We start from the raw sequence: 24,766 nt of genomic DNA on the forward strand, positions 1-24,766 counted from the left end.
CTACTGAAAGTATGTGTGTTATCGAATGCGCGAAGGTCGGGATTTTTACCCGAAAATCGGCAAACACCTGCTTCCGTAAAATAAGTCACACGTACAAAGCGCGAGTCTACACAGCCTGATGCTGCGTCTGCGGACCGCCCGATTGCAGATAGCCGGTGAGTTCCGAAATGTCGATTTTCAGCATTCTGCTTTTAAAAAGATCGGCCTTGTATTTAAAAATGAAGTTACGCAGCGACATCCCCGTCTGGTTAAGCACGCAAAGATTGGCGACGTCTTCCGAAATATTGAAGCGCATAAGCAATTCGGGTACGCGGATGTTCTTGTTCTGATGCAATTCCTGCCGCAGGTAGTCGATAATCGCCCCGGCGAGGCGCTGCTTCGAAGTGGCTTCTTCTACTTTTTTACTCTCAAAATTATTCCGCGCGAGAATGGTCACAATCAGGTCGATACTTCCGCGGATGAGTTTGTTATGCGACGTGGGCTGCTGCGTTATTTCAAAAAGGATCTGGTTGATCAGGTAGGTGATAGTCTGGGCATCACGCTCGTTTTGCAGAGGTTTGCCCTGGGTAAGGCGCAGGCCGTCGCAAAGGTGTTCGGCTTGTTTGTAAATATCCGCAAAATCGGGGCTGAACTCCTTTTTATGCAAGAAATCCTCAGAAAGCCAGGTATCGAATGCGATGAGGAAGATTTCGGCGCTACTGTCTTCCTGAAATATCGGATGCTGGCCGGGGCGAAGCAGAATGACGCCGTGTTCGGCATAATCATGCAATTTTCCGTCGAGGCTGAAATGTCCCTCCCCGCTGCGGATAAATAGGATGCGATAATGCGGGGTCAGATCATTGTGCGTTTCCCAAACGCGGGTTTTACTTTGAAGCACATGGTACTTCTTGTGGGCGTTGAATTGAATTACTGACATAACACAAACCTCCTGCTGTTTGAACCCAATTTGGTCAAGCCACATTTGGAATGAAAATGCAAATCGCGGAACGCCCGTTTTCCGAAGCTGAAACGGCAATTTCAAGTGCAGAAGTAAACGCCAGGTTATTTTCCCAGCCAGTTTTTAAACTCCGTCATACGCTCCGAACTCACATAAGTTTCCTGCGCAGCCGCCGGATTTAAATCTATTTTCAGCTTTCCGGCCGACATCGCATGCATTTCACGGATCGCGTGGAGCGATAACAGCATGGTGCGGTTAATGCGAAAAAACTCGGCGGGGTCGAGCATTTGCGAGAGCTTTTCCAAACTATATTCCACCGCAAAGTGCCGGCCATCGTACAGGCGCATAAAAGTGGCGCGTTCTTCGATCGTGAAATAGGCAATTTCGGAGGTTTTGATTGTAAATATCCGTGTACCAGCGCTTACAAGGAACCGGTCTTTGTATTTCTCCGGTGAATGCATCGTTTTTTCCGCTGGTTGGCCGTGTGACCTGATCCTGCGAAACTTGTTCAGCGCCCCCTGCAATTCGAGCGGATTAATGGGTTTCAGCAGATAATCGATGCTATGTACCTTGAATGCCCGAAGAAGGTAATCGTCAAATGCCGTTGTAAAAATAACCGGGGTCATGAGCCCCTGGCTTTCCAGGATTTTGAAACCGTTGTCGTCTTCGAGGTGAATGTCGAGAAAAATGAGGTCTGGCTGTGTATTGGCCTTGTTTTGCAAAAAAGCAAGGGTTTCGAAAACCGACGGAATGATACTCAGCACGCGAATGGAAGGATCTGTATTACGGATCATGTTTTGCAGGCGTTCGGCGCTCAGTTCCTCGTCCTCGACAATCAGTACATTCATGATAGTAATGGTATTTTCACCGTAAAATGAGCGGCAGTCTTGTCGATTACCACCTCCTTATCCTGCAACAACCTGTAACGGCTGATAATATTTTTTAACCCAAGACGCGTTGTAGGCTGGTCTTGTTGCCTGAGTTGCAAAGGATTGCTTACTACAAGCATTTGATCCACAATTTTAATACTGATTACGAGAGGGTTAAGCAACGACATGGTATTGTGCTTCACTGCATTTTCCACCAACAATTGCAAGGTTAGCGGAATGATCGAATACTGCTCCTGGTCCGCAGGTGTGAGCGCCGAATCGAGCACGACTTTTTCTTTGAAACGCGTCCGCAGCAGGTACATATAAGTATCGAGGAACTTCATTTCCTCCTTCAAACTGATCTTGTCCAGCTCCGATTGTTCCAGAATATAGCGGTATGCCGACGACAGTTCCTGTATAAACTCCCCCGACTGCTCCGGCCGCGACTCTACCAGCGACGACAGCACGCTGAGGTTGTTGAACAAAAAATGCGGACTGACCTGGTTTTTTAATGCCAGAAAACGCGCATGCATATTCTCCTTTTCAAGCCGTTCGGCGTCGACCAATAGTTTTTTCATCTTTTCCTGCACCTGATTGCTCACACAGAGGTAGTAAGCGGCGATAAGCGCGAGGATCGTGAGCGCCTGTCCTGCCCGCCAACGCGTATACATGAGATCGCGTACGCGGAAATCCGACAACGAAGGCCGCGGCAGCGGGTTCCACCATTGGCTCATCAGCCCCCAGGTACGCGCCAGGATCATATTGAACAAAAATGCCAGCAGCACGGCAGGTATCAACGCAATGAGCTGGTCGCGGATGCTGAATGCAGGTGATTTGTCGGTGCCGGTAAGCGAGGCCTGTTTTCTGAGGAACCAGTCCATCAGGTAAATCCAGGCAGTATAAAAAACGGTACTGATCACGATTTCCAGTCCGAACAGCGGCAGGTTGCGCGGGATGGTATGCCAATATTGCTGAGGGACATTTATGTATGTTCGGAGCGGAATGTAAACCAGTGCGAGGGCGAAACCCAGCAGCCATTTTTGCCCGAAAAGATAAGGCCGCATAGTTAAAAGGTCAGTTAGGATGCCCAAAAATAAGGTAATTTCATGAAAATTTATCAGTATTTTGCAAGACTCAAATGAATCAAAAACACTTAAATCTGCCCCTATGACCCGTTTTTTCGTTACCGCAGTCGCTGCGCTCATTTCCCTGAACACCTACTCGCAGGCCCTCAACACCCTCACTGCAGCAGAAAAGAAAGAAGGCTGGAAATTGCTGTTCGACGGCAAGGACCTGAAAGGGTGGCACGCCTACAATGGCAAGGCCCCCGGCTCGGCCTGGCTGATAGAGGATGGCGCGATTAAACTGAATGTTCCCGAAAGAGCGGGGAATAAGGCCAAAAACGGCGGCGACATCGTGATCGACGAGGTGGTGAATGGCGATTTCGAATTCAAAGCAGAATGGAAGGTGAGCAAGTATGCCAACAGCGGCATTTTCTTTTTTGTACAAGAATCTCCTGCCTACAAAAACATGCACGATACCGGGCTGGAATTGCAGGTGATCGACGATAAAATTTACGAAGGTGCCAAAGAAAATACACACCGTGCGAGCGACTTTTTCGGTATCGCGAATGCCCGCCTCCGCGAAGGCAACCCGCAGGGGGAATGGAACAAGATCCATTTCATTGTAAAAAAAGGCAAACTGACCGTATACCAAAACGAGTTTATGGTGCAGGAGCACGACCTCAATGGCACCGACTGGAAACAGCGCATTGCCAACAGCGGACTGAAAGCCGCGCCGATTTCCAAAGGCAATTACAAGGGGCGTATTGGCTTGCAGGACTGGGGCAGCACGGTTTGGTACCGCAATATCAAGTTAAGGAAATTGTAAGATCGGATGATGTCGCATTGTCCCCCTTTGGTTGTCCTGTTAGCACCCGCAGCCATTGTTCACACCCGGTTAAATTTGTGATTGCTACACTCATACAACCACCATAATAACTAAGCACAATGGAAAAAGCCGTTTTACACCCGTATCTGATGTTCGAAGGCAACTGCCGTGAAGCGATGGAGTTTTACAAAGGCATTTTCGGCGGTGAGCTGAATATGATGACTTTCGGGCAAGTGGATAACAGCTGCCCTGCCGCCATCCGCGACCATATCATGCACGCTACGCTAATGGGTGGAGAAATCGATTTTATGGGTTGCGACACGCCAAAGCCGGGCCCGCTCGGGGGTGACAAGATCCAGCTCTCGCTCAGCGGTTTCGACGAAGCCAATCTCCGCAGCAAATTCGCGCAGCTCAGCGAAGGCGGCACCATTACCGTTCCTATGGAGAAACAGGTCTGGGGCGACATTTTCGGTGCATTCAAAGACAAGTACGGGATCGATTGGATGATCGACGTACGAGCTCAATAGGCCATGCAAGGCATTTCGAAAGCCGGGGTTAATCGCGAACCCCGGCTTTTTCGTTAGCCATCTTTCAAAAAGCGCTCCTGCAAATACCAGCGGGCGCATGAATCGCCGTCCATCCGGCGTACAAAGCTGAAATACATATCCGACGGGCATCCGTAAGCGCCGACAAACATGACGCCTATTTTCGGATATTTCCGCACAATACTATCCGGCACCACCAGTTGATTCGACGTCGTGCTCGCGTAATAAGGCAGGTACGTCTGTGCGCCCGAAGTATCCTTTAGCGGCGCCAGTACCCAATCGAGGGCTATGGAAGAAGGCGAATCGGCCGTCAGCAACAGCCCATCGGTACCCGCATAACAATCCGCCGAAACCGTCACCCGCTCCACCGGCACGCAGTTATCACGTTTATCCACTTTCTTTTCGGAACAGGCCAATGCAATGGCGGCAAGAGCCAGGAGTTTTTTCATATGAATAGCAGTTTTAACGCATGACACGACTCTCCACGCCATGGTTGTTATGGCTAAAAGCCGTTACTCTTTCTCCCTTACCTATTCAGGATTGCCCGGATCTGTTGCAGATGATTAATATCATGCCCTGCATAATACAATGCAATATCACGGATACTTTCTTTACCCCTTTCGGCGTGAATCCCAAAATAATCCCATTGATGAGGCTCCAACAGACCTAACAATTGCAGGTTTGTATGGCGCAATTGGGCGAATAATACCAGCGAATCTTCAACCGGAATTTGTCCATACTTGCCCCGCACAGCCCATTCAGCCTGATCGAACGCCTGTATGTCCGTACCCGGTGCGCTCAAAATCATCCGGATGCGGTAAGCTCCGACCAACTCGTCATCAGCCAGATGTGCCACGATTTCGTTAATGGACCACTTGTCCGGCGCTGGCTTGAAATGCAATTGATCCGGCAAGGTTTCCCTTACTAACGCTTCTAAAATATCAGGCATTCTTTCCAGCAGCTCCATTGGCTCCTGTGCCCCTACATAGCCAATAATTCGGCTTTTATACATATCAAAAGACTCTGTCATCATTTTCTAGTTTAATGCTCGCTTGAAGTTCGCGCTTTCCGGCAACAAAAAATGGCTATGTCGACATAACGCTTTGTATGGTAGACCAACAAAATAGGCCGACGCGTTTCAAAACATTTAAACTCGTTTTATTGCAGTACAAGTTCACAATAGTTATTTTTGAAACCCAATTATTGATATTAAAAATATCAATAAGTAACTCAAACGTTCCTTATGGCTCTCCCGCTCCTGAAAAACGGCATGTTTAACAGGTTGCAAGAAGATATTCTTGCATTGCAGGGCTTTCGTGCGCCTGTCGGGGCCAGGAAGATCGATTTCGGGTTAGGGGTTATGGATGCCTCTTTCCCCAATCATACTTTTCCTACCGGAGCTGTACATGAATTTATCAGCAACGATCCTGAAAGTGCCGCGGCAACGACAGGTTTTATGGCAGCATTACTGGGGAAATTGATGGGGGAATATGGCATATGTCTGTGGATCGGCATACGTCCCATGGTATTCGCGGCGGCATTGAAAGCATTTGGCGTAGAACCGCACCATGTGATTTTCATTGATCTCAGCAAAGAGAAGGATGTGATCTGGGCCGTGGAAGAAGCGTTGAAATGCGAGTCGCTGACGGCGGTGGTCGGGGAATTTCGTGAAATCACTTTTACGGAGTCCCGGCGTCTGCAACTGGCTGTGGAACAAAGCCGGGTTACGGGTTTTCTGCACCGCTGCAATCCACGCGCTGTAAATACCCTTGCCTGCGTATCGCGCTGGCAGGTAACCCCCATGGCCAGCCAACTGGAAGAAGGCATGCCCGGCGTGGGGCACCCATGCTGGCGTATACAACTGCAAAAAATCCGGAATGGAGAGCCGGGAGAATGGGATATGCAATGGGCAGCTGGGCAATTTGAATACCTACCGAAAGAAGTTCCGGGCCATAACCCACAAGAGGCAGACACCGCTGCCGTTTACATTGCACAAAGTGCTTAGCCTGTAAATTTTTATCAATAAATTATTTAATATTATATATAGTTTAATTTTATATTTATTAAATAAATCAATTTACTAGCCATGACCAGTTACCTGATGCTTCCATTCGCCTTCGTTTTCCACGCAGCACTACTTACTTGCGAAAAACCGGCGCCGACCATCCGCAAAGATAAAATACCAGACACTATTGGTACAATTATCGACGAAAAGGCCCACCACGAATTCTACGATAACATGCCCAATGCATTCGAAGGTATGGAAATCATAACCGTACCGAACGATTGCGATTTGAAGGATCGTTAGTCTTACCACTTATCCTTTTATCACCGCCTTCATCCAGAACGGTTCGCATTGTTGTGCACCGATATCCTATATTGGGATACATTCAATCGCTCATCAATAATCACTGGTATGAAAGCATCACTACGCCTCCTTATCCCTGTTTTACTATTAGTGGCAGGCATTCAAGCCGCTGAATGCCAGTCTCCGCGCACAACGGTCAAAGCGGATTCACTATTTGCAGAGTGGAACAAGCCCGGAATGCCTGGCGCGGCGGTAGGTGTGGTGCATGGTGGCAAGCTGATTTATGCCAAAGGGTTCGGTGAGGCGGATCTGGAAACGGGTGCCAAAATAGGCCCTGAAACGATTTTCCATGTGGCGTCGGTGTCCAAACAATTCACGGCATACGCCATCATACTACTGGCTGAGCAAGGTAAGCTTTCACTCGACGACGATATCCGCAAACATATTCCGGAAGTTCCCGATTTTGGCAAAACCATCACCATTCGGCACCTCCTCAACCATACCAGCGGTCTCCGCGATCAGTGGAACCTGCTGGCCATGGCAGGTTGGCAGCTCGACGATGTGATCACCAAACAGCATGTGATGAACCTCGTTACCCGGCAAAAAGAACTGAATTTTGAACCTGGAAGTGCTTTTACCTATTGCAATACGGGTTACACGTTACTTGCCGAAGCCGTTAGCCGTATCACAAAACAGCCCTTTGCCTACTGGATGGAGCGAAATGTATTCAAACCATTAGGCATGAAAAGCACACAGTTCTTTGATAATCAGGAAGGTATTATAAAAGGACGCGCCTATTCATTTCACCGTACGCCCGGCGCCATCGGGCCGACAATGTTCAGTAAAAGCATATTGAGTTATGGCAATGTCGGCGCCACCAGCCTTTTCACGACCGTCAATGACCTTGCATTGTGGATCAACAATTTCCGCAACCCTCAAGTAGGCAGTCCGAATATCATGAAACAGATGCTTGAACGCGGCCGACTTACCAAAGGCGACACGCTGTCGTACGCATCCGGGCTCCTCCACGGCAAATACAAAGGCCTCTCCTATTACGGCCACGACGGCGCCGACGCCGGTTTCCGCTCCTCACTAACTTATTTTCCCAAAGAAGATTACGGATTTATCGTTCTGAGCAACCAGGCGGAGTTCAACGCTTCGAAAAAGAACCTCGACATGGCTGATTTGTATTTATCCTCTTTTACCAAAGAAGACAAACCCTCCGATTCAACTACCAAACCAGTTGCATCCGGAAATTATGCATTTGATTCAACCCTCTTCCGCGCTTATGCCGGCTCTTACTCGCTAGACGAAGCTCCGGGATTTGTATTAAAATTCTGGCGGGACGGCAGCAGCTACTATACCCAAGCCACAGGCCAGCCATCGGCGGCGATATTCCCGTCGTCGGATTCGACGTTTTTCCTAAAAGTCGTGGAGGCGTCCGTGGTATTTCACAAAGCAAAAGACGGTAAAGTGAATCGCATCACGCTGAAACAAAACGGCAATCACCCCGGAACGAGGGTTAACGCGCAGGAAACGGATGCCATTGACGCGGCTCAATTTGCCGGACAATATTACAGTCCCGAGCTCGAAACGATTTACACCATTGCCAAAAAGGGCGACGCGTTGAAGCTCATTCACGTACATCACGGCGAGGCCGACCTGAAAATCGTCGGTAAAGATAGACTGAACGCACCGTGGTGGTTTGTCCAGAATATCGAAATCGTCCGAAACCCTTCCGGCGTTATCACAGGCATCAAAATGTCGAATGGCCGGGTGGTGAATTTATGGCTCAAGAAGCTACCGGACGACTTTGCTGCAAACAACAAATAGCAACCTGCAACTATTATTTCCCTAGTTGCCGCTTGAAAAACTTCCACGACTCCTCAAACATATCAAAATCCGTTACGAACTCGTGCTTTCCGTTGATTACTTTCAGCAAAGTCACCTCCGGCTTACCTTTCTTTTGATAGGTGTATTTTTCCACCGTGATATTATTGGAAGTATCACCATCCGGCATGATGGATTTCACCGGCTCACCGGTATATCCATCGAGCTTTGCCCAGTACTGAAACGACTGATCGGTAGACCGCACCGTTCCTAACGTGACGCCCGGCGTTGTTACCTCACCACCATTGTAAGGATTGGTCCGGTCGGCCGTTCCATTGGTGATCATAACCGGAAGCGGTACATTCATAGGCGTACAATCCATATTCTCATCGGTAGGAAGGTTGGCAACGATCGCCGAAACCGCCCGGATTTTGCCTGGCATTGTGAGTGCGAGCTTGTACGACATATGTCCTCCACCCGAAAAGCCGGTCGCAAAAACCTGCTTTTTATTGATTTTATATTTTGATGCAAAAAGATCGATCAACGCATCAAAAAATGCTTCCTCGTTCAGATTCTGTGTATTCGCTAGCGCCGTGGATGCCTTACGGCATTCGTTCCAATACCTTTTATACCCTCCCGGATAAACCACCAGCACATTCTCCGATTCCGAAAGCGATTCCAGCTTCGCACCCCGGCGTGCAAAGCCCAACGGCTCCCCGCCCGACCCATGCATTACGAATACCAGGCTGGCGCCTGGCCTCACTTTCACGGACGGATTATAGGCGTACACCCGGTAATGCCCGTCGATGAATAATGAGTCCAGTATGTGCTGGGCATTGGCGGAAAACGCAACGAGGATCAGGAATGCGGAAAGTAACTGCTTGAACATAGACGATGGCATTGAATTTTGTTCATGCAAGTTACATAATCCTGCTTTCAAACATCCACACATGCCCAAACGGATCCAGTACATCGCCTTGCCGGTAGCCATAGTCGTAATCCTGCGCCGGCGAGGTAACCTTTGCCCCCGCGGCTACTGCCCTTGCCATGTAGGCATCCACATTGTCCACGAACAACCCGATTGTCACCGTCGATCCCTGATGACGCGATGGGCTAAACAAAGCAGGATTCCTCGTCTCCTCATGCAAGTGAAAAACCGCACCGTTAATCGATAACTCCGAAACATGGATTGTGCCATCGTCGTTGCTGAAACGGCGGAGCTCGACCGCGCCAAGACCATTAATGTAAAAGTCGACATCCCTCACGCCATTCGGGATGTAAAGCTCGGGAGCAAAAGTTGGGGTAGTTGTTTCCATCATTACTTCTTCAACATTCGTTCGATAGCCTTCAAAACCGCCTCCCGGTTCTTAGCGGCTTTAATAAATTGCGGAAGCTTCTCGACCATGGTCGTAACCCGCATCGTTTGCCTTTCCCGCAGCCTTGCGGTCACGTAATTACGGATTTCTAGCAAATGCTCCTTGTTACTGGCCCAAAGTGTATCGCCCCGGATGTTTTGCTGAAACCAAAGCGGCAGGCCAAAAACCGGATCCGTCAGCCTTTCGGGGCTATACCTCAATCGGTAGGGCACATTATTGGGCTTATACACTTCGGGTACATGGCAATGAGGGCAAGAATATTTCAGTTCGGCTACCTTCTCCTTGTTATTAGGAATACTCACTTCGATGTATTCTCCGCAATGGCCGCAAGCACGACTGACGGTTGCCGTGTAACGCAAACGCTCGTCAGCAGTTTCCGAATAATTGCAATGATGGCATACCAGCTTGTCGTCGCTGATCCCCACCAGGTCTGTCTTGATAACGCGCGCTGCTTTGGCACATTTCGGACATTCCACCCAAAACTCCTTTGCGTACGCGTAACGCGTCGTCGGCGGGCCTACATAACGGTTAGCTTCGCTTTCCATGTTGTCACTTTTTAATGGTAATGTCAGGGACAGATGCCTTTGCAACCTCGGCAATCAACGCCTTCCGTTCAGCTTTTAACCGGGTCAGAAACGGATGAATGTCCTTTCCGTAAGCACGGTTACTAAGCGCATACAGCAATATCCCCTTTTGTCCCGATTTCGCCGTAAGTGCTTTGAAACGGTACACATCGTGTTCATAAATACTTTTCGCGTCGTCGGTCGCCGTCTGCCCGAGCAGGCAATCGATGATCTTCTCGCCAGTGGCAGCATTGCCGATCACTTCATAATTGACGTCCAGCGTCTTTTTCAATTGTTCCAATTCACGAAGCTTAGTCCGTACTGCTTGATCAACATTGGTCGCCACAATCACAAAATCAATGGTTATCATCGATTTATAATTAGGAAAACCGTCGCCGGCCACCAGGTATTCCTGCTTGTAAAGCGAAGCGTCAGGATGTGAAGACCAAATCAGTTGGTAGCTTTTATTTTGGAACACTACAGGCCCGGGAATACCCATGTAATTGACTGCCGGCTTATTGTTCTGGCCAACACTTTGTACCGAAGCCAACAGAAGAAAAGCTAGCACCAGCGTAATTGATTGAATGATCATTTTCATGCGTGTATGAATGATGTGCGAAACAAGAATGCAAAGTCCGGCTTACCGCTAAACCGGATTGCAAACTTATGATGTCATTCAGCCAAACACAATGTACAGATGAACACAAACGCATTTCAAAACCACTGATGCACAATATTTTGAGTGAACGGCAGATACATTAACCCTGTACCCTGGCGAGATAGGCATCCAACTGTCTCCAGGTACCTTCGTATCCCTGGTTCATACTGGCATTGAGATCCGCAAATGTCTTTTCTTGTCCGGGTGTTGCATTTACAGGCTTCGCGTAAAGAGTCAACGTAGTAATGCCATTGGCTTCACTTAAAGTAATACGGTTATACACCTCCAATGGGAAATCGATCGGAAATGGCGACGAACTGATATTACCCTCCGGATCAGTGAAAGAGCTCAGAAATTCTATGGAATCCGGCTGTTGGATTCTCTGATAACGGAAAAGCGCCCACATAAGCAGCCCATTGTTATCGAGTTTATAATGAGTTCTTCCGCCTTCACGAAAGTCGAAACTTAACACGGTGATTGTAGAACCTGCCGGCCCCCACCATGCTGCAAACGACTCCCTGGAAGCGAATGCGTTATAAACTAAGGGCTGCGGCGCTTTGAATTGGCGTACGATTTTTAATTCCGCCTTTGGAGTTACCTGATTTTCCATCTTATTGATCGGATTGATTGTTGTTTTGAATGCGGTTCAGATAATGATCGAGGGAATCCAACTGCGTGTTCCAGAACTGCCGGTACTGATCGACCCAGGTAGACACTTCCTTTAGAGCATCCAGCTTCGCCTCGCAATACCGCTCCCGCCCTTCCTGCCTCACCATCACCATCCCGCATTCCATTAAGATCTTAATGTGCTGCGAAACAGCCGGTCTGCTGATCGAAAAATTCTCAGCAATGGCATTAAGGTTCATGGATTGATAGGCGATCAGGTTAATAATCTGCCTGCGGGTAGGATCTGCAATCGCCTGAAAAACATCTCTTCTTGCTTCAACGGACATATACGTAAGTATTTACTTACACAATAGTAAATGTAAGTATTTACTTACACAATTTTCAGGAGCAGAATTTTTTCCAAAACTTCTACAATCAATGGAAATCTGACTATCTGAGCCGTTTTCGAGATGCCTTATCGATCTTCCTGATATTCTCGGCCGGTGGAAGGTTTTCAGGCATAGTACCGCCCAACTCCTGAATCGCTTGGCGCACCCTGGCGCCCACCTCGAAGTGTGTTTGATTAGCCCGATCCTTACCAGCTATATTTTCCCTCCTCAATTTATCGTCGGTCTGCGTAGCTCAAAAACATTTGCGGCTAATTCGGAACTACCCATGTGATCAGGCAGATTCTGGCTCTTTTTCAAGCCCTTCCTTTCCCGAATTGCTTTTGCATCGAGTCCGCCGTACAATCCCATGTAACCATGATTCTGGAAAATCGCATAATCGATCGGCTCGACAACGCCAGCCGTTTTGGCGGCTTCTGTGAGAAGAAGGTTGTTCCTGGTCAGTTCGCCTCGCAAAAAGACTCGTTTTTCGTCCTCCGTATTCAACCGGTTGTATTCCTCCATTTGCCGGATTTCCTGCAAGCGGGTTTGTACAGCGAAGTAAGTCTGCCCCAGGGCAACTACTTCTTTTGCCGGATCGGCATTCTGGACAATGAGGTAGCAAGCGTAGCGGGATAACCTGGCGCTTTCTAGTTCTCGGCTCGCACCTGAACCGATTACGACCATTTCGTGCAAATGCACGAAATGGTTTTCGACTAGCTGACCACTTTGTTTACAGGCCTCTCTGGCTTTTTTAATAACAGGTTTGAAATTCCGGTACTCCGTATATTCCAGCACTTTTGCTAAATCTCTGGCACTCCAGAACTCGTTACCGTTTTCGTCGGATTTCCTGATTTGCTCGAAGAGCGTGGGAGCTTGTTGTGAAGTCATACTATTCAAATTTTAGGTGTGTAAAATCATTTCAACAAAGCAAAAAAATTGCTGGCAATTTTCAAAGTGTTTTGATATTATTGTAATCCAATTTAAGATATTTACAATATCAATATTTCACAACTACTTCACTGACAATACATTTAAATGCCAGACAGATTCATTTCCATATGGTTCCCGAATCTTGCAACGGATCATGAAATCCGGGTCAGGCCGGAGTTATATGGGCTTGAATTTGCGCTTGCTACACCTGAACGCGGACGGATGATAGTGACCGCGGTAAGTGCCGAAGCCAGGGCATTGGGCATTGAACCCGGGATGGTTGTAGCAGACGCCCGGGCTATACTCCCTTCGCTGGTGGTGCTGGACGATGAGCCGGAGGTTACGAGGCATGCATTGCAGGCCCTGGCAGAGTGGTGCCTGCGCTACACCCCGACCGTCGCGCTGAATGCACCGGATGGCCTTATCCTGGACGTGACCGGGTGCGCGTACCTGTGGGGAGGCGAACGCGTATACATGAATGACCTCACTACCAGGCTTAACCACGCTGGCTACACGATGCGTGCCGCCATGGCGGATACGATCGGAGCGGCCTGGGCGCACGCGCATTATGGACGCTCGGGAGCGATTATTCCACCTGGAGAACAACGTAATGCATTGCTGAAACTTCCTCCGGCCGCGCTGCGCCTGCCTTCCGAAACGCTGGAAAAAATGCAAAAGCTCGGGTTTTATACCATCAGCAGCTTCATACAAATACCTGCCAGAATGCTGCGCCGGCGGTTCGGGGAGGACTTACTGGAAAAATTGAACAAAGCACTCGGGTACTCGCAGGAATTCATCGAACCCATCCGGCAGGTCATCCCATATCAGGAACGGCTTCCCTGCCTGGAACCCATTGTAACGGCCACAGGTATTGAGATCGCATTGCAAAAACTACTGGAAATGCTTTGTACCCGACTCGTAAAAGAAGGTAAAGGGCTACGTAAAAGCGTTTTGAGTTGCTTCCGTGTGGATGGCGAAACACAGCAAATCGACATTGTGACGAACCGCGCTTCACATCACGTCAAGCATCTTTTCAGGCTTTTTGAATTGAAAATCAAGACCATTGCACCCGGTTTTGGGATCGAGTTGTTCCTGCTTGAAGCACCTGAGATAGAGGATATGGAAATGACCCAGAAAACAATGTGGGATACCACGGGCGGTTTTGAAAATGCTGCTATCACCGAATTACTAGATGCCGTCACTGGAAGGACAGGTGCCGAAACAGTTCATCGGTATTTGCCCGATGAGCACCATTGGCCTGAAAGGTCCGTCAAAACGGTGATGTCCCTACGCGAAAAACCGGATACCAGCTGGCGTACCGACCGGCAAAGGCCTGTTTTCCTGCTTCCAAAACCCGAAAGCATTGAAGTCACCGCCCCCGTACCCGATTACCCACCTACGCTTTTTGTATACAAAGGGAAGGTTCATTATATAGATAAATCGGAAGGGCCCGAACGCATCGAGCAGGAATGGTGGCTGCAACAGGGCCTCCACCGCGACTATTATACTTTGGAGGACCAGCAAGGGCGGCGCTACTGGGTTTTCAGGCTTGGTCCATACTCCGAAGAAAAGGATAAAGAACGCCCGGAATGGTTTATTCACGGCTTTTTTGCCTGAACGACAAGCTATTTACCGAATTACACTTCATCATCATGAATTACACTGAATTACAGGTCACGACCAATTTCAGCTTCCTTCGTGGAGGGTCGCACCCCGAGGAGCTGGTAGCGCATGCCATTGAACTGGGTTACAAAGCCATTGCCATTACCGATCGCAACACGCTCGCAGGCATTGTACGTGCGCACGCGGCCGCGAAGGGCAAGGATTTCCGCATTATCCCCGCCTGCCGCCTGGATTTACTCGACGGCCCCAGCTTACTTGCCTACCCTACCGACCGGGAGGCTTACAGCCGCCTTTCCGCATTGCTGACCAAGGGAAATCTCCGCACCGAAAAAGGCAAATGCGACCTTTACAAAGCCGATGTATACCAGCATGCCGAAGGCATCAAGTTCATAGCAGTACCGCCATCTGCTCTAAATGAGTCTTTTGACTTTGACCCTTCCTTCGCCCGAAACCTGAAAGAATACCGCGAAGCCCTTGGAAACAACCTCTATCTCGGCGCCATACGCTCCTACCAGGGTGACGATATGAAAAAGCTCTACCGCCTCGACCAGCTCTCCCAGCGATTTAACATCCCGCTGGTTGCCACCAACGACGTGCATTACCACAACCTGCAAAGGCGCGAATTACAGGACGTGCTCACGTGTGTGCGAGAGAAATGCACCATTTACAATGCCGGTTACCGGTTGCACGAAAATGCGGAAAGGTATTTAAAACCGGCCGCGGAAATGCAGCGACTGTTTCTAAAATACCCCGAAGCCATCGAGCGCACCCAGGAAATCGCGGACGCCAGCCGGTTTTCGTTGAGTAGTTTAAAATATGTTTATCCGGAGGAGTTGGCTACGGAAGGTAGGACGCCATTGGAAGAACTGAAACATCTGACATGGATCGGAGCTCATAACCGATATCCGGAAGGAATTCCTGAAAAGGTTCGCGATACAATCTTATATGAGTTCAAATTCATAGAAGAAATGGATTATGCTTCGTATTTTCTTACGGTGTATGATATTGTACGTTTTGCCAACGAGCAAAAAATACTTTGTCAAGGCCGGGGTTCTGCCGCCAACTCTGTGATATGTTATTGCCTCGGTATTACGGCTGTAAACCCAACTAAGATTGATCTGCTTTTCGAACGTTTTATTTCCTCTGCGCGAAACGAGCCTCCCGACATTGATGTCGATTTCGAACACGAACGAAGGGAAGAAGTGATGCAATACATTTATAACAAATATGGCCGAGATCGGGCGGGCATTGTAGCAACAGTTACACAGGTACATCAAAAAGGCGCCGTGCGAGATGTTGCCAAAGCTATGGGAATGTCCATGGACGCAATTAATAAGCTTTCGAGCTCATTGTGGGAGTTGTTTACAGATGAATGGTTCGACGGCAAACTTATAGCTGAGCACGGTTTCAATCCTAATGATCCTCATTTGATCAAAGTTCTCGACTTGACAAAACAGTATATGGGCTTTCCGCGTCAACTAGGCCAGCATACAGGTGGTTTTGTGATTACACAAGGCAAACTTTCGGATCTCTGCCCTATCCTTAACGCTAGAATGGAAGACCGCACTTGCATTGAGTGGAATAAGGATGACATTGATGCACTGGGTTTTCTGAAAATAGATGTGCTTGCACTAGGCATGCTTACATGCATACGCAAAGCATTTGATTTGCTTAAAATGCATTATAATAAAGACTATACCCTTGCCAATATCCCTCCGGAGGACCCTGCGGTTTATGATATGATTTGCAAAGCAGATACAATCGGCGTTTTTCAAATCGAAAGCCGGGCACAGCAATCTATGCTACCTAGACTCAAACCTAAGGTGTTTTATGATTTGGTAATTGAAGTTGCCATTGTACGCCCCGGCCCGATTCAAGGTGATATGGTCCATCCCTATTTACGCCGACGGAACGACGAGGAGAAAGTTACCTATCCAAAAAAAGAACTGGAAGATATTTTAAAAAAGACATTAGGTATACCGCTTTTTCAAGAGCATGCGATGAAGATTGCAATCGTAGCAGCAGGCTTTACACCTTCGGAAGCAGATGATTTAAGAAGAAGCATGGCAACCTTCAAATCCAAAGGTATTGTTACTAAATTAAAGGACAAGCTAATCAATGGCATGGTGGATAACGGCTACGAAAAAGACTTCGCCGAGCGCATTTTCAAACAGCTCGAAGGCTTCGGAAGCTACGGTTTCCCGGAAAGCCATGCGGCCAGTTTTGCATTGCTTGTCTACGTTTCTTCGTGGATCAAATGCCACTATCCCGATGTCTTTGCAGCGGCGCTGCTCAATAGCCAGCCTATGGGCTTTTACCGGCCGGCACAAATCGTGATCGATGCGCGGAATCATAAGGTGAAAGTAAGGGAGATCGACATTAATCACTCCTTTTGGGATAATACCCTTGAAAACATTCCCGGCGAACGATGTGCTTTAAGGCTGGGCTTCCGACAGGTAAAAGGTTTGAAGGAGGAAGAAATGCAAATCCTGATCGCCGCTCGTACCACGCCGTTTACCCACATTCACCAATTGCTCGAAGCCGGGATTTCGCATACCGCGTTGGAAAAACTGGCGGATGCCGACGCATTCCGGTCAATCGGTTTCGACCGTCGCCAGGCATTTTGGGAAGCCTCCGCGTTGGCCGACCGGCCGATCGGCCTTTTCAAAGGGCAACCATCGGCCAGCGACAGTGAGGAAGATGTGCAATTGCCGCAAATGACGCTCTCCGAGCACGTAATCCATGATTATGCCGCCACGTCACTTTCGTTGAAACAACACCCCGTCAGCTTTGTACGCGAGCAGTTGAATGCGCTTGGCGCGGTTACCAGCAAGGAACTGGAAAATATCAACGATGGTAAAATCGTGAAAGTGGCGGGCCTGGTACTGGTGCGGCAGCGGCCCGGGACAGCCAGCGGTATTTGTTTTATCACTGTGGAAGACGAAACCGGCACCGCAAACCTGGTCGTTTTTCAAAACATGTTTGATACCTACCGCAAGGAAGTGCTACGCTCCAAATTGCTGATGGTCGAGGGTAAGGTGCAAAAGGAGAGTTCTGTTATACATGTGGTGGTAAGCAAATGCATCAATGCATCCGGGCTACTGCGAAATCTTGCGGCAAACGAGGAGCCCGATGTCCTCACATTATCACGGGCCGATGAAAAAGATGAGTACGAATCGCAGGCCAAGGTGCGAAAGTTACAGCCACGCAAAAATGTCCAGGCGGAAATCTTCCCGTCATCCAGGGATTTCAGGTGATCGTTGGACTGCCATATCGAGGTCAATAACCTGCGTTTTGTAGTTTTCCGGCAGGAGCATATTACGCAAAAATGTACCGACACCCAATTGCCGGCTGAATTTGTAAATGGGCAGCAGCAGATCCACGAGCCAGCCTTGCCCCAGGCCGAGCAATGCATTCACGCGTTCGGGCACGAGCTGCATTTGCACATTCCGTAGCAAATGGTACCGGTACCAGCCAAGATGTTTCCGGTATTGTTTATAAAGATCAATGGTAAAATAGCTTTTGACGAGGTTTTCCTGCAAATGCTCCGCGCGCATCCGCTCCCACGCCCGCAGGCTCGCGGGTAGCCCGGGCACGCCCATACCCTCGCCCACCGTGTGAAAAACGGTGAACAATTCCTCCTTTTCGGCTACCGTCAGTTTCCTTTCCAGCAGCTCGAAAGAGCGGATTGAATAGTCGATAAGCATAAAAAGCACGTCGCGGTAGGCGCTGTCGGGGATGCGGGCATTACGGCTCCGCTCTACGCCCTGGTGAATCGCCGCGATCTGGCGGATGGCCCGCATGGCGTCATCATATTCAGAGAACACGATCTGCCTCGCGTAACCTACGGTCGAAAACAGCCTTCCCAGCGGATCCGCGGGAAGCCTTCCTGTAAAATAAAGCCAGTCTACCGACTTATTAAGCGCAAATTCGGCCGACGCCCCTGCAAAAATGAATAATATCGTATCCGCCTTCCCCCAGATTTCCCGCACGATCGAACCTTCTTTCACAAACCATTTCATACCGCCTGCCTTTTGTTCATAACCACTTCCACTCCCACTACCAACACAATACCCAAAGTATAAGCAACGATATCCGACCATGAAAAGGTTGTACCGATGATCGTCCGGGCAAATGCATTGCCTTCCAAACCGAGTATCCTGACGATTTGCAGGTATTGCAGCGTTTCGATAAAGCATGCAAATACCAAAACCGCCAATGCCGCCGACAGTACATTCAATCGGGTAACACCGCTCACAAGGCAATACAGCAATACTACCACCAATACATCCCCTCCCCACGGTCTTATGAAATCGTCGTGCACATACAAGGCAATCCAAACTTCGAGGAGGAAGACTACCAGAGCCGCGATCAGATAATACAGTCTATTCATTCACAAAAATAAAAGTACTTTGTGTTGCAAAGTAACTTATTGCTTTCATCAAAAGCAATATGCATCCATAAAATCCCTGTTCTTTCCCCTCAAAAAAACAGCCTCCGGAAATCGGAGGCCGTTTTACGATTCACAAATCTGACTACAACATCATTTTAAATCTTCAAGCCGGTAACCCAGGAAATCGTCGACAACCAGCTTGTAATTCAATTTCTTCCTCGGGCTGGCGATATACACGCTGTATGTCCCCGCAGCGAGTTTCGACACATCAAACCAACGTCCGTAACTGGGATCTTTAACCTGTTCACGGTAAATCGTGCGCAGTTCGTTGTCGACAATGCGGATATCGTACGATTCCTGTGCCGGATTTTTGAGAATGACTTTCATTTTTCCGTTTTGCACCACATATACATTCGACATGGCCGTTTTCAGGTTCACACTCGGCGCAGCCCATTCCGGTTCCGAGGCGCCGCGGTAATCCGTCCGGCTGTCGGCGACGATATCGTAGGCTTTCACTTTTTCGGACAACAATTCGCGCGCCATCAATTTGGCCAGCAAATCATCAAAAAGCCTGACATTCCGCCGCGACAGTTTAACATACTTGCGCGCCATCGACTCCTGGTACAACAATTGGTTACTGCCGTCGAAAAACTGCACTATGGTGTTGCGGGAATTGGGATCCGTGTGGACTTGCCAGTACCCTTTATCGGATTCTACGTAGGGCTGCCTGGCGGCGAACTGGCCGGCGGCCGGTACAAAGCTGGCCAGCCATAAGGTGGATGCCAGCAAAAGGGCAAGGTGGATTCTTTTCGTTTTCATGGCTATCAAGGGGTGGAATATTTTTTGAACAAAAACACAAAAAGTACTCAATGGGAAGAGCTTTCCCATTCCGTTGATTGATGGCCATCAATTTGTTTCAAAGAGGATGTTTCAAATATGAAAGTTGCAGCGAATGTAAATTCTTTTCGAGATTGGGGATAAAACAACCGGACGACCATGGTAACGATCACACAATTTGTCTATGTCAAAGAAGGTAAGGAGGACATTTTCCAGCAATTCGAGTCGCTGGTGCTGCCGCTGATACCGCAATACAACGGAAAACTGCTCCTGAGGCTGCGTACAAGCCCGGAGCAGTTGATCGAAGGCGAGCTGGAAGCGCCTTATGAAGTACATTTGGTGAGTTTCGAATCAGAGGCGGACCTGGCTGCCTACATGGCCGACCAGACCCGCGAACAATATCTCTATTTAAAAGAGGATTCGGTACTAAAAGTGATGACCGTCAAACAGCCGTAACGCACTCAGGGCGCCGGCGGAATGTACGATGGTACTACGTTGGAAACCGGTTTGATGGATTTCAGGTATGCGAAAATCGCTCGCATATCGCCGTCAGCCATATTCACATAGTTGAACCACGGCATAGGCGGCATGAGTGGGCGGCTGTTTTCAAGGCCTTTGAACTTCCCTTTACGCATGGCGGTATTGAACTGCTCGAACGACCAGTTACCGATCCCGGTTTCGTCGGGCGTCAGGTTCGCGGCGAACGACATTCCCCACGGGCCTGCGAAGGCAGTGCTTTGGCCGTTAAACACCACCCATTCGCCGGTTTTGAGGATGCTTTTATCAAAAGTACCCAGCGGCTGGGAGCTGTTGTGCCCCGACAAAAAGCGGTCCATATCCGGTGCCGGGCCTTGCGCCGTCATTTTCTTGGGAGCATGACAATCCGCGCACCCCATAATGGTGACGAGGTACTGCCCTCTTTTCACAGCGTCGTCTTTCGAATCGGCAACGGTTTCGGAAGGCTTCGACACCGTTTCCACAGGAGCAAGCATCACGCCTTTGGGCCCTTCGGGCTGGTTTGTAAACGCACAAACGGACCATACGGCCGCCGAAGCAGCCAAATAAACAAGTTTCATGGTAAATAGATTTTAAAGTTAAAAACTGGGATCAGGCGAACCGCACATGTTTGTCGGGCAACCTGAAATACTGGTGTTGGTCTTGAAATATATTAGTTGGTACTTCCTGGGTAAATTCTTTGAAATCACGGATAAAATGCGCCTGGTCGGAATAACCGAATTTGTACGAAACCTCGGCCCAGTTGGGCGTCGACGACATACTGGAAAACGACTCATACGCGCTCCTGAACCGGATAATACGCTGATACATCTTAGGCGTCGTACCGTAGTGGTCTTTAAAAATCCTTTCCAATTGCCGTTTGCTGATGTATAAATTCCCGCTCAGCGCGTCGATAGACAACCGACCTTGCGTTTGACGGATCAGCCGCGTCGCTTGTGAAATAGGGTGCTCTTTCGAGCGGGTATTTTTCAAAAGTCCGAACAGGAACATCTCCGTAATGCGCACAACCTCTTCTACGTTCTGTATACCATATACGTCATCTACAAGCCGGTTTATCTCACTTCCGAAACAGCTCTCAACATCGGTAAACTGGTTGAATAGCGGCGCGATCGGTATCCGGAACAATTCCAGCGCGCTTTCAGGCCGCAGCCGTATCCCGAACTTCCTGCACGACCCGACCGTTTTCCACTGCACGGCATCGCGGTACAACCCTACCAGAAACGCGGGCGGCAACTTCTCCCATTGCCCGTCGAAAAGCGCATTGCATCGGTTATCATCCAGGTGAAGGATCAACTCCAACGTCCCGAACGGCATGCAGCGCTGCACCGGCGACTCGCGCTCGCCCACCGTTTCGAACCGGTGTAGCCAGTAGCACTCGACATAGGGCTGTAATTCGGCAGATGGTTTAAATTCCTGATAACCTGAGCTCATCGTTTGCGAAAAGGGCTTTTACATTGACACTACAAAACTAGGGGTATTCGAGAAACCTGTATTGTAAAAAAGCGACATCCGACTGCGAATTACCTAAAAACCAATGCATTATTGAGGGTTGGAGTTAGTAAGCGGTGTTAAAAACCGCCAAGTGCCGGAGGCACGACTGATTTTTCAACCCGGGCCTTCAGTCCCGGGGCACCCGAGAAGCTGCCCAAACACCCCAGCGCCCCCGAAACTGCCACTCGTATGTGCACACCTCTGCAGGTCTGCACAAGGCTACATAACGCAGGCTCATCAATACCAGCCACTTGATATGTTATAGTGTTTTGGGCGTGTAGAACAGTTGCAAGCAGCAGTTAATGCCTATAAGTTTGTGACGCTCAAATCATCATTATCGGACTTAGAATTTTATGACATACTGTCCCAGGCATTTCAAATGGCTGTCAGATTTTTTATCGCACCAGAGAACGGTGCCGTAGTCGTAATGGTTCTGGTCCATTCCTTAATGATGAGGTGAGCAACGGCAGGTGCGGCACCGTTCTTTGCTGCGCATAACGATCTTTAACAGTCATTATGCAGTATCAACAAACAGAGTCAGCGCAAAGCGCACAGGATATTATCCACGATTTGCTGAGTAACGATATTGACATCGAGGAAGTGGAAATGCTTTACATTGATATGCTGCATCACTACCTCCGCCCTACAAGCGAGTGGAATTTGGGTTTACAAAACATGGCCAATGCGCTTGACAACAGTTTCTTGATGGTACGTTTCCTCCGCATGCTGAAACGTTACCAACGCCAATCTTCGCATGCGAAGGCATAGGGAGCAACGCAAACGCAGGCGAATGCAAGGGCCGCGGTCTCAGGATCGTGGTCCTTTGCTTTAATTAACCACATCAAATCCTTTTCCATGGTTCAGCACCACGTGCGTGCTGACCTTCCGGCCTTCCAGCTCTATAATGCGATAGCCGTAATACCGGCTGTGGATTACAATTTCCAGCGGGTTCTTCTCCATCTGCACGGACGCTGCGGGAGTTACGTATTGCGTAATATTCTCTTCTTTGGTAAAATCATCGGTATGATAATGCCCGCAAAAAACAGTGACCTCGCGCCCGCTCCGTACGAGCACGTCCTTCACTGCGTCGCGGTTTAATAATGGGTATTTAAAATCTACTGCGGTAATAACCTGCAACACAGGGTGATGAATAAAAAGCAGCACATGCTTTGTCGTAACCAGTTCATTTTCCAGCCATCGCAACTGAATTTCACTGATGGAATCGGACGAAGAATCCAGAAAAATATATTTAAAATATTCCTCCTCCGTGGCATGAAACATTTCGGCTTTCGTTTTCAGGTACTCCGGGAAATAATGCGGTTTAATGCCCGCAAACGTGTCGTGGTTGCCGGGTATGACCGTAAAGTGGAAGTCTTTGAGCAAAGCGAAAAAGCGCTGATAAGCATCCGAATGCCCGATATCACCCGTAAAAATCACATCTCTGATCCCACGCGCACCGACATCCTGCAAAATCAGTTTCAGATTCGAATCCGTGTCGGCCCCATGCCTGGCCGACCATTCTTCCATTAAATGAATGTCTGTTATTTGCGCAATCCGTTCCATAGCCATTGTTTTATTTAATTCAAATTTCGTCAGAAAATCGCTGCAATAACTGATCCAATCGGGTGATTTAAACGGTACCAATGGCGGGATGTAGTCATGTATTGTCAGGAGTGGTCACGTGTTGTCAAGAGTAGTCACGTGTTGTCAGGAGTAGTCAGGAATGGTCCGCGTTCTCAGGTCGTTGGTTTTGCTTGTTGATTGTGAGCATACACTGGCTCTGAGCCGAATAATTCAATTATTCGGCTCAAATTTTAACTATATTTGAGCCGAATAAGCTTTCTAATCGGCTCATGACCTACATTTGGCAACATCCTGAATGGCCTGAATTCCGGTATGATCTTGCCGGTATGGAGGATATTCTGCTCGTTTTTGCAGAAGAAACAGGACATATAAGCGGCATTTTAAAGGGTACGCCCAATGCCTTTCAAATTGAAACACTGATCAACACGCTTGTTGCAGAAGCTATCAAAACTTCTGAAATCGAAGGCGAATTTCTGAGTCGGCAAGATGTAGTTTCCTCCATCAGAAACAATCTCGGCATAGCGCAAAAACCGGAGCCGGTCAAAGACCGAAAAGCCCAGGGAGCAGCTGAACTGATGGTAAATGCACGTAACTCCTACGCAGAGCCACTCTCGGAAGCAATGCTTTTTTCCTGGCACAAAACACTCCTGAAAGACAGCAAAACCATCGCCACCGGTGCCTGGCGGAAAGATACAGCCCCTATGCAGGTCGTTTCCGGATCTATCGGAAAGGAAAAAGTGCATTTCGAAGCACCGCCCTCCGAACGTGTGCCTGCTGAAATGGCACGATTTATCGAATGGTTTAATAATACTGCGCCGGGTGGCTCAAAAGAAATCAACAAGGCCCCCGTACGCTCGGCTATTGCGCACTTATATTTTGAAACCATTCACCCTTTCGAGGATGGTAACGGGCGGATCGGACGTGTGATTGCCGAAAAAGCCTTGTCGCAAACACTTGGCAGGCCGGTTATGCTAAGTCTGTCGCGGACCATCGAAGCGGGGCGAAAAAAATATTACCAGTCGCTGGAAACGGCACAAAAGCACATCGATATCACCGCGTGGATCCACTATTTTGTGCAAACCATCGTAGACGCGCAAATCGAAACACGGAACGCACTGGACTTTACATTGAAGAAAACCCGGTTTTTTGATCAATTCAAGAATTTACTCAATAACCGGGAGGCGAAAGTCATCCAAAAAATGCTTGAAACCGGCCCGGATGGCTTCGAAGGCGGCATGACCGCGAAAAAATACATGTCGATTACCAAAACCTCCAAGGCCACAGCAACGCGCGACTTGCAGCACCTCGCAGAAATTCAATGTCTTGCCCCCTCCGGCGGCGGTCGCAGCACGAGTTACCAACTAAGTATTCCTGAAAATTGATTTTTATCTCTAACTTTCCCACCCTTTAATACCTAAAAA

At 48.7% G+C, this 24,766-nt stretch carries 27 protein-coding genes and 1 pseudogene; 10 read left to right on the top strand and 18 right to left on the bottom strand.

Annotation, left to right across the window (positions count from 1 at the left end):
- Positions 1-106: 106 nt before the first annotated feature.
- The 3 genes from AC2YIT_RS16840 to AC2YIT_RS16850 all read right to left on the bottom strand — a co-directional run bounded on the left by AC2YIT_RS16840 (position 107) and on the right by AC2YIT_RS16850 (position 2,870).
- Complete coding sequence (locus tag AC2YIT_RS16840) at positions 107-916, bottom strand: hypothetical protein (protein ID WP_487279913.1); 810 nt, start codon at positions 914-916, stop codon at positions 107-109.
- A gap of 125 nt (positions 917-1,041) precedes the next feature.
- The gene (locus tag AC2YIT_RS16845) at positions 1,042-1,785 is read right to left on the bottom strand and encodes a LytR/AlgR family response regulator transcription factor (protein ID WP_487279914.1); all 744 of its coding nucleotides are present in this window, start codon (positions 1,783-1,785) and stop codon (positions 1,042-1,044) included.
- Positions 1,782-2,870 (bottom strand): sensor histidine kinase, encoded by a 1,089-nt coding sequence (locus AC2YIT_RS16850; RefSeq protein WP_487279915.1) that lies wholly within the window; start codon positions 2,868-2,870, stop codon positions 1,782-1,784. The genes AC2YIT_RS16845 and AC2YIT_RS16850 overlap by 4 nt, the downstream gene beginning before the upstream one ends.
- Positions 2,871-2,973: 103 nt before the next feature.
- Between AC2YIT_RS16850 and AC2YIT_RS16855 the strand changes: the two genes are divergently transcribed.
- Together AC2YIT_RS16855 and AC2YIT_RS16860 are read left to right on the top strand one after the other, a co-directional pair.
- On the top strand, positions 2,974-3,696 hold the full coding sequence (locus tag AC2YIT_RS16855; protein WP_487279916.1) for a 3-keto-disaccharide hydrolase: 723 nt from the start codon (positions 2,974-2,976) through the stop codon (positions 3,694-3,696).
- 119 nt (positions 3,697-3,815) lie between these two features.
- The gene (locus tag AC2YIT_RS16860) at positions 3,816-4,223 is read left to right on the top strand and encodes a VOC family protein (RefSeq protein ID WP_430848876.1); all 408 of its coding nucleotides are present in this window, start codon (positions 3,816-3,818) and stop codon (positions 4,221-4,223) included.
- Positions 4,224-4,276: 53 nt separating this feature from the next.
- Here AC2YIT_RS16860 and AC2YIT_RS16865 read toward each other — a convergent pair whose 3' ends face one another.
- On the bottom strand, positions 4,277-4,690 hold the full coding sequence (locus AC2YIT_RS16865; RefSeq protein WP_430848878.1) for a hypothetical protein: 414 nt from the start codon (positions 4,688-4,690) through the stop codon (positions 4,277-4,279).
- 77 nt (positions 4,691-4,767) lie between these two features.
- Positions 4,768-5,274: a DinB family protein gene (locus tag AC2YIT_RS16870; RefSeq protein WP_430848880.1), complete on the bottom strand. Its 507-nt coding sequence runs from the start codon at positions 5,272-5,274 to the stop codon at positions 4,768-4,770.
- 210 nt (positions 5,275-5,484) lie between these two features.
- Between AC2YIT_RS16870 and AC2YIT_RS16875 the strand changes: the two genes are divergently transcribed.
- The 3 genes from AC2YIT_RS16875 (at position 5,485) to AC2YIT_RS16885 (ending at position 8,382) form a co-directional block, all read left to right on the top strand.
- Positions 5,485-6,246, top strand: a complete 762-nt coding sequence (locus tag AC2YIT_RS16875) for an ImuA family protein (protein ID WP_487279917.1) — start codon at positions 5,485-5,487, stop codon at positions 6,244-6,246.
- Between the two features lie 81 nt (positions 6,247-6,327).
- Positions 6,328-6,549, top strand: a complete 222-nt coding sequence (locus AC2YIT_RS16880; RefSeq protein WP_487279918.1) for a hypothetical protein — start codon at positions 6,328-6,330, stop codon at positions 6,547-6,549.
- 108 nt (positions 6,550-6,657) lie between these two features.
- On the top strand, positions 6,658-8,382 hold the full coding sequence (locus tag AC2YIT_RS16885; protein WP_487279919.1) for a serine hydrolase domain-containing protein: 1,725 nt from the start codon (positions 6,658-6,660) through the stop codon (positions 8,380-8,382).
- A gap of 13 nt (positions 8,383-8,395) precedes the next feature.
- Here the strand turns inward: AC2YIT_RS16885 and AC2YIT_RS16890 are convergent, their stop codons facing one another.
- The 7 genes and pseudogenes from AC2YIT_RS16890 to dinD all read right to left on the bottom strand — a co-directional run bounded on the left by AC2YIT_RS16890 (position 8,396) and on the right by dinD (position 12,859).
- Positions 8,396-9,268 (bottom strand): CE1 family esterase, encoded by an 873-nt coding sequence (locus tag AC2YIT_RS16890; RefSeq protein ID WP_487279920.1) that lies wholly within the window; start codon positions 9,266-9,268, stop codon positions 8,396-8,398.
- A 31-nt stretch (positions 9,269-9,299) separates the two neighbouring features.
- Positions 9,300-9,698, bottom strand: coding sequence for a VOC family protein (locus AC2YIT_RS16895; protein ID WP_487279921.1), 399 nt, complete (start codon positions 9,696-9,698; stop codon positions 9,300-9,302).
- The gene (locus AC2YIT_RS16900; RefSeq protein WP_430848892.1) at positions 9,698-10,300 is read right to left on the bottom strand and encodes a hypothetical protein; all 603 of its coding nucleotides are present in this window, start codon (positions 10,298-10,300) and stop codon (positions 9,698-9,700) included. The genes AC2YIT_RS16895 and AC2YIT_RS16900 overlap by 1 nt, the downstream gene beginning before the upstream one ends.
- Before the next feature lie 4 nt (positions 10,301-10,304).
- Positions 10,305-10,910: a hypothetical protein gene (locus tag AC2YIT_RS16905; RefSeq protein ID WP_487279922.1), complete on the bottom strand. Its 606-nt coding sequence runs from the start codon at positions 10,908-10,910 to the stop codon at positions 10,305-10,307.
- A gap of 166 nt (positions 10,911-11,076) precedes the next feature.
- Positions 11,077-11,586 carry an SRPBCC family protein gene (locus AC2YIT_RS16910; protein ID WP_487279923.1) on the bottom strand — a complete coding sequence of 170 codons (510 nt, stop codon included), beginning with the start codon at positions 11,584-11,586 and terminating at the stop codon, positions 11,077-11,079.
- A gap of 1 nt (position 11,587) precedes the next feature.
- Positions 11,588-11,929 carry an ArsR/SmtB family transcription factor gene (locus AC2YIT_RS16915; protein WP_487279924.1) on the bottom strand — a complete coding sequence of 114 codons (342 nt, stop codon included), beginning with the start codon at positions 11,927-11,929 and terminating at the stop codon, positions 11,588-11,590.
- A 103-nt stretch (positions 11,930-12,032) separates the two neighbouring features.
- Positions 12,033-12,859 (bottom strand): annotated as a pseudogene (gene dinD, locus AC2YIT_RS16920) (DNA damage-inducible protein D).
- A gap of 147 nt (positions 12,860-13,006) precedes the next feature.
- Between dinD and AC2YIT_RS16925 the strand changes: the two are divergent.
- Positions 13,007-14,518, top strand: a complete 1,512-nt coding sequence (locus tag AC2YIT_RS16925; RefSeq protein WP_487279925.1) for a Y-family DNA polymerase — start codon at positions 13,007-13,009, stop codon at positions 14,516-14,518.
- A gap of 35 nt (positions 14,519-14,553) precedes the next feature.
- Positions 14,554-17,781, top strand: a complete 3,228-nt coding sequence (locus AC2YIT_RS16930) for an error-prone DNA polymerase (RefSeq protein WP_487279926.1) — start codon at positions 14,554-14,556, stop codon at positions 17,779-17,781.
- Here AC2YIT_RS16930 and AC2YIT_RS16935 read toward each other — a convergent pair.
- From AC2YIT_RS16935 to AC2YIT_RS16945, 3 genes are all read right to left on the bottom strand, one after another.
- The gene (locus tag AC2YIT_RS16935) at positions 17,761-18,546 is read right to left on the bottom strand and encodes an oxygenase MpaB family protein (RefSeq protein ID WP_487279927.1); all 786 of its coding nucleotides are present in this window, start codon (positions 18,544-18,546) and stop codon (positions 17,761-17,763) included. The two genes, AC2YIT_RS16930 and AC2YIT_RS16935, sit on opposite strands and share 21 nt — an antisense overlap.
- On the bottom strand, positions 18,543-18,917 hold the full coding sequence (locus AC2YIT_RS16940; protein WP_430848908.1) for a ribosomal maturation YjgA family protein: 375 nt from the start codon (positions 18,915-18,917) through the stop codon (positions 18,543-18,545). Before AC2YIT_RS16940 ends, AC2YIT_RS16935 begins: the two co-directional genes overlap by 4 nt.
- A gap of 150 nt (positions 18,918-19,067) precedes the next feature.
- Positions 19,068-19,736 carry a T9SS type A sorting domain-containing protein gene (locus tag AC2YIT_RS16945; protein WP_487279928.1) on the bottom strand — a complete coding sequence of 223 codons (669 nt, stop codon included), beginning with the start codon at positions 19,734-19,736 and terminating at the stop codon, positions 19,068-19,070.
- Between the two features lie 177 nt (positions 19,737-19,913).
- Here AC2YIT_RS16945 and AC2YIT_RS16950 point away from each other — a divergent pair, with 177 nt between their 5' ends.
- Positions 19,914-20,210, top strand: coding sequence for a DUF1330 domain-containing protein (locus AC2YIT_RS16950; protein WP_430848912.1), 297 nt, complete (start codon positions 19,914-19,916; stop codon positions 20,208-20,210).
- A 5-nt stretch (positions 20,211-20,215) separates the two neighbouring features.
- Here AC2YIT_RS16950 and AC2YIT_RS16955 read toward each other — a convergent pair whose 3' ends face one another.
- Both AC2YIT_RS16955 and AC2YIT_RS16960 read right to left on the bottom strand, forming a co-directional pair.
- Positions 20,216-20,830, bottom strand: coding sequence for a diheme cytochrome c-553 (locus tag AC2YIT_RS16955; RefSeq protein ID WP_487279929.1), 615 nt, complete (start codon positions 20,828-20,830; stop codon positions 20,216-20,218).
- Positions 20,831-20,861: 31 nt separating this feature from the next.
- Positions 20,862-21,701 carry a DUF6597 domain-containing transcriptional factor gene (locus tag AC2YIT_RS16960; RefSeq protein ID WP_487279930.1) on the bottom strand — a complete coding sequence of 280 codons (840 nt, stop codon included), beginning with the start codon at positions 21,699-21,701 and terminating at the stop codon, positions 20,862-20,864.
- A 576-nt stretch (positions 21,702-22,277) separates the two neighbouring features.
- Here AC2YIT_RS16960 and AC2YIT_RS16965 point away from each other — a divergent pair.
- On the top strand, positions 22,278-22,529 hold the full coding sequence (locus AC2YIT_RS16965; RefSeq protein WP_487279931.1) for a hypothetical protein: 252 nt from the start codon (positions 22,278-22,280) through the stop codon (positions 22,527-22,529).
- Positions 22,530-22,589: 60 nt separating this feature from the next.
- On the opposite strand, the gene AC2YIT_RS16970 is transcribed toward AC2YIT_RS16965, so the two are convergent.
- Positions 22,590-23,324 (bottom strand): metallophosphoesterase family protein, encoded by a 735-nt coding sequence (locus tag AC2YIT_RS16970; RefSeq protein WP_487279932.1) that lies wholly within the window; start codon positions 23,322-23,324, stop codon positions 22,590-22,592.
- 290 nt (positions 23,325-23,614) lie between these two features.
- Between AC2YIT_RS16970 and AC2YIT_RS16975 the strand changes: the two genes are divergently transcribed.
- Complete coding sequence (locus tag AC2YIT_RS16975) at positions 23,615-24,727, top strand: Fic family protein (protein ID WP_487279933.1); 1,113 nt, start codon at positions 23,615-23,617, stop codon at positions 24,725-24,727.
- The last annotated feature ends 39 nt before the right edge of the window (positions 24,728-24,766 follow it).

Source organism: Dyadobacter sp. SRI_021, from assembly GCF_057586235.1.

Bases quoted from the DNA above. Each gene is read 5' to 3' on its own strand.
- AC2YIT_RS16855 (WP_487279916.1), top strand. From the start codon at position 2,974: ATGACCCGTTTTTTCGTTACCGCAGTCGCTGCGCTCATTTCCCTGAAC.
- AC2YIT_RS16885 (WP_487279919.1), top strand. From the start codon at position 6,658: ATGAAAGCATCACTACGCCTCCTTATCCCTGTTTTACTATTAGTGGCA.
- AC2YIT_RS16845 (WP_487279914.1), bottom strand. From the start codon at position 1,785: ATGAATGTACTGATTGTCGAGGACGAGGAACTGAGCGCCGAACGCCTG.
- AC2YIT_RS16875 (WP_487279917.1), top strand. From the start codon at position 5,485: ATGGCTCTCCCGCTCCTGAAAAACGGCATGTTTAACAGGTTGCAAGAA.
- AC2YIT_RS16905 (WP_487279922.1), bottom strand. From the start codon at position 10,910: ATGATCATTCAATCAATTACGCTGGTGCTAGCTTTTCTTCTGTTGGCT.
- AC2YIT_RS16890 (WP_487279920.1), bottom strand. From the start codon at position 9,268: ATGTTCAAGCAGTTACTTTCCGCATTCCTGATCCTCGTTGCGTTTTCC.
- AC2YIT_RS16970 (WP_487279932.1), bottom strand. From the start codon at position 23,324: ATGGAACGGATTGCGCAAATAACAGACATTCATTTAATGGAAGAATGG.
- AC2YIT_RS16950 (WP_430848912.1), top strand. From the start codon at position 19,914: ATGGTAACGATCACACAATTTGTCTATGTCAAAGAAGGTAAGGAGGAC.
- AC2YIT_RS16930 (WP_487279926.1), top strand. From the start codon at position 14,554: ATGAATTACACTGAATTACAGGTCACGACCAATTTCAGCTTCCTTCGT.
- AC2YIT_RS16935 (WP_487279927.1), bottom strand. From the start codon at position 18,546: ATGAAATGGTTTGTGAAAGAAGGTTCGATCGTGCGGGAAATCTGGGGG.
- AC2YIT_RS16975 (WP_487279933.1), top strand. From the start codon at position 23,615: ATGACCTACATTTGGCAACATCCTGAATGGCCTGAATTCCGGTATGAT.
- AC2YIT_RS16850 (WP_487279915.1), bottom strand. From the start codon at position 2,870: ATGCGGCCTTATCTTTTCGGGCAAAAATGGCTGCTGGGTTTCGCCCTC.
- AC2YIT_RS16965 (WP_487279931.1), top strand. From the start codon at position 22,278: ATGCAGTATCAACAAACAGAGTCAGCGCAAAGCGCACAGGATATTATC.
- AC2YIT_RS16940 (WP_430848908.1), bottom strand. From the start codon at position 18,917: ATGAATAGACTGTATTATCTGATCGCGGCTCTGGTAGTCTTCCTCCTC.
- AC2YIT_RS16945 (WP_487279928.1), bottom strand. From the start codon at position 19,736: ATGAAAACGAAAAGAATCCACCTTGCCCTTTTGCTGGCATCCACCTTA.
- AC2YIT_RS16915 (WP_487279924.1), bottom strand. From the start codon at position 11,929: ATGTCCGTTGAAGCAAGAAGAGATGTTTTTCAGGCGATTGCAGATCCT.
- AC2YIT_RS16865 (WP_430848878.1), bottom strand. From the start codon at position 4,690: ATGAAAAAACTCCTGGCTCTTGCCGCCATTGCATTGGCCTGTTCCGAA.
- AC2YIT_RS16960 (WP_487279930.1), bottom strand. From the start codon at position 21,701: ATGAGCTCAGGTTATCAGGAATTTAAACCATCTGCCGAATTACAGCCC.
- AC2YIT_RS16925 (WP_487279925.1), top strand. From the start codon at position 13,007: ATGCCAGACAGATTCATTTCCATATGGTTCCCGAATCTTGCAACGGAT.
- AC2YIT_RS16840 (WP_487279913.1), bottom strand. From the start codon at position 916: ATGTCAGTAATTCAATTCAACGCCCACAAGAAGTACCATGTGCTTCAA.
- AC2YIT_RS16900 (WP_430848892.1), bottom strand. From the start codon at position 10,300: ATGGAAAGCGAAGCTAACCGTTATGTAGGCCCGCCGACGACGCGTTAC.
- AC2YIT_RS16910 (WP_487279923.1), bottom strand. From the start codon at position 11,586: ATGGAAAATCAGGTAACTCCAAAGGCGGAATTAAAAATCGTACGCCAA.
- AC2YIT_RS16870 (WP_430848880.1), bottom strand. From the start codon at position 5,274: ATGATGACAGAGTCTTTTGATATGTATAAAAGCCGAATTATTGGCTAT.
- AC2YIT_RS16860 (WP_430848876.1), top strand. From the start codon at position 3,816: ATGGAAAAAGCCGTTTTACACCCGTATCTGATGTTCGAAGGCAACTGC.
- AC2YIT_RS16895 (WP_487279921.1), bottom strand. From the start codon at position 9,698: ATGATGGAAACAACTACCCCAACTTTTGCTCCCGAGCTTTACATCCCG.
- AC2YIT_RS16880 (WP_487279918.1), top strand. From the start codon at position 6,328: ATGACCAGTTACCTGATGCTTCCATTCGCCTTCGTTTTCCACGCAGCA.
- AC2YIT_RS16955 (WP_487279929.1), bottom strand. From the start codon at position 20,830: ATGAAACTTGTTTATTTGGCTGCTTCGGCGGCCGTATGGTCCGTTTGT.